This is a genomic window from Sphingobium sp. SG1 (assembly GCF_057063145.1).
This window is the reverse complement of record NZ_JBVVOJ010000053.1, coordinates 1-2629: the sequence shown is the minus strand read 5'-3', so window position 1 is coordinate 2629 and position 2629 is coordinate 1. Positions and strand designations below refer to the sequence as shown.

3 protein-coding genes are annotated in these 2629 nt (G+C 62.4%); all 3 read right to left on the bottom strand.

The genetic code is table 11. The features are described 5' to 3' along the window. Window positions 1-58 precede the first annotated feature (58 nt). Window positions 59-1585, bottom strand: a complete 1527-nt coding sequence (gene tnpC / locus AC0KVN_RS27455; protein ID WP_099232373.1) for an IS66 family transposase — start codon at window positions 1583-1585, stop codon at window positions 59-61. A gap of 154 nt (window positions 1586-1739) precedes the next feature. After that, on the bottom strand, window positions 1740-2093 hold the full coding sequence (tnpB, locus tag AC0KVN_RS27450; RefSeq protein WP_037523654.1) for an IS66 family insertion sequence element accessory protein TnpB: 354 nt from the start codon (window positions 2091-2093) through the stop codon (window positions 1740-1742). Continuing rightward, on the bottom strand, window positions 2090-2551 hold the full coding sequence (gene tnpA, locus AC0KVN_RS27445; protein WP_122129165.1) for an IS66-like element accessory protein TnpA: 462 nt from the start codon (window positions 2549-2551) through the stop codon (window positions 2090-2092). The genes tnpB and tnpA overlap by 4 nt, the downstream gene beginning before the upstream one ends. Window positions 2552-2629 lie beyond the last annotated feature (78 nt).

Here is a 2629-nt window from a genome sequence, read left to right as displayed (position 1 = left end):
ATCGTAAGCGGTAAAAATCCCCCACGTGGCCTTGAGAACGGGGCTGTAATTTGGACGATCAGGCGGCGCTTGCGATGCTGCTCAGTTCGAACGAGGTTTGCGCGGCGTTGGCATCGGTCCAGCAATAGGGCAACAGATCGTCGATCGGATCGGTATCCGCGCGGGTGATGATCCGGGTAAGGACATCGCAGAGATAGGCGTAGGGGTTGATGTCCAGCATCTTGCAGGTTTCGACCAGCGAGGAGATCGCCGCCCAGTTTTCTGCACCGAGCTGGTGGCCGGTGAAGAGTGCATTTTTTCTTTGGAGAGTCACCGGCCTGATAGCCCGTTCGGCGGTGTTATTATCGATCTCGATCCTGCCGTCGTCGAGGAACCGGGTGAAGCCCGCCCAGCGCTTGAGCGCATATTTCATCGCATCGCTCGTTGCCGATCCGGCCATCATGCGCGGTGCGGTGGCGGCGAACCAGGCATGGAGCTTGTCGACCAGCGGACGGGTCCGCTCCTGCCTGACAGCGAGGCGTTCTTCGGCCGTGCGCCCACGGATTTCCTTTTCGATGCCATAGATTTCGGCAATGCGCTGCAAGGCGTCCTGCGCGACCGGAGCATCGCTGCCTGCATCGACGAACCCGCGCCGCAGATGAGCCCAGCAGTAGGACTTGGTGACGCCGGTGTCGGCGCCATCGTCCTTGCCGAACTGGTCATAGGCCTGCCAGGCATCGACCTGCAGGATGCCTTGGTATGACCCAAGCAACTGCTTGGCCCACATCTTTCCGCGTCCTGGCATATATGTGTATAGCGCCAGAGGCGGATCGACGCCGCCATGAGCGCGATCGTCGCACACTATGACCCACATATAGCCGGTTTTCGTCTTGCCCGTTCCCGGCGCCAGCACCTTGACCGTGGTTTCGTCGACGAACAGACGGGCACGGGCAAGCGCATCGGCGCGCATCCTGTCGGTGATGGGCATCAGCGCAGCGATGCCACGACCAACCCAGTTCGCCATAGTGGCGCGGCTGATCTCGATGCCTTGCCGGGCGAAGATCTTCGATTGCCGATAGAGCGGCAGGTGATCGCAATATTTGTTGATCAGAACATCGGCGATCAGCGCTTCGGTCGGCAAGCCGCCCGGCACTACATGCGCCGGGGCCGACGCTTGGCGAACGCCGTCGCTGCAGCAGCGGCAGGCATAGCGGGGGCGGATCGTCACCATCACGCGATGCTGGGCCGGGATGATGTCGAGCCGTTCGGAACGGTCCTCGCCAATCTTGTGCAGCGTCCCGCCACAGGCGCATTCCAGGTTTTTGGGCTCGATCACCGTCTCGAAGCGCGGCAGATGGGCCGGCAGCGATGCGCGCTCGGCATCTGGAGCCCGCCGGCGACGCGGCCTGAGGCCGTAACGTCCGGCCTCCTCGGCCGCCTTGTCCTGCAAGCCATCGGCTTCACCAAGCGCGACGTTCTGGTCTTCCAGCGTCAAGGCCAGTTGATCGACCGGCAGCTTTTCCGAACGCTTGCCGAAGGTCGAGCGGTTGATCAGCTTGAGGATATGTTCGAGCCGTGCCGCGCGAGCGCGCTCGGCCAGCACCATCGCCTTGAGCTGCTCCACATTGTCGGGAAGCTCGTCATATCCAGCCTCCGGGCCGGTCTCGACAGGGGGTTCGGGATGCGCCACCACGCCCGCATTCTAGCCAGTTCCCCACGTCTGGGAACAGCCTTGCGTCAGGTAGAATCAGGCGTGCGATCTACTGCGCATGAAGTGGCTTTGGCACCCGCGGCACGTGCATGCGCGACCAGTCCAGCCCCTCGAACAGCGCGGAAGCCTGGGCCGCCGACAGCTTCATCACTCCGTCTCCCGGGCGGGGCCAGCGGAACTTCCCATCCTGCAGCCGCTTCGTCACCAGTACGAGCCCGGTGCCGTCCCACAGGAGGAGTTTTATTCTGTCCGCCCGGCGTGCCCGGAAGACAAAAAGCATGCCTGAGAATGGGTCGAGCCGCAGTTCCTGCTGCACCAGTGAGGCGAGGCCCGCCATACCCTTCCTGAAGTCCACAGGCTGCGTCGCGACAAGCACCTTCAACGGTCCGGGCGGAATGATCATGTGTTCACCTGCGCGGCCAGGAGCACCCGCTCGATATGGTCGGCATCCACGTCGGACGGGATGCGGATCGACAGCCCGCGGGTCTCGATAATAATCTCACCGCCACTCCTCGAACTCGCGGGCAACGATGACACTGCAGGCGCCGGTGGCCCAGAAGATGGCGACGGTACGGGAGGTGCCGGCGGGCTTTCAATCACCGCGGGAACAAAGCCCATCCCCTCGGCCCGTTCCCGGAAACGCCCTCGCCAGTTATAAAGCTGTTGCGGGAGCATGCCGTGACGCCGGGCTACCTCGGCCACATTCGCGCCCTGCTTGAAACTCTCCTCGATGATCCGCGCCTTCGCCGCAGGCGTCCATCCACGGTTGCCATTCGACAAGGGAATGACGTCAAGACGCTCGACCTTGCCTGCCCTCCCACCCCTTTCAGTTTCGAAACTGGTTTCGAAATCACCACTCATCACCACCTCGCAAATGCAAGGCTCAACACCTACCAAATCGCGAAATCATGAGAATGTGGGGGATTTTGACCGCTTACG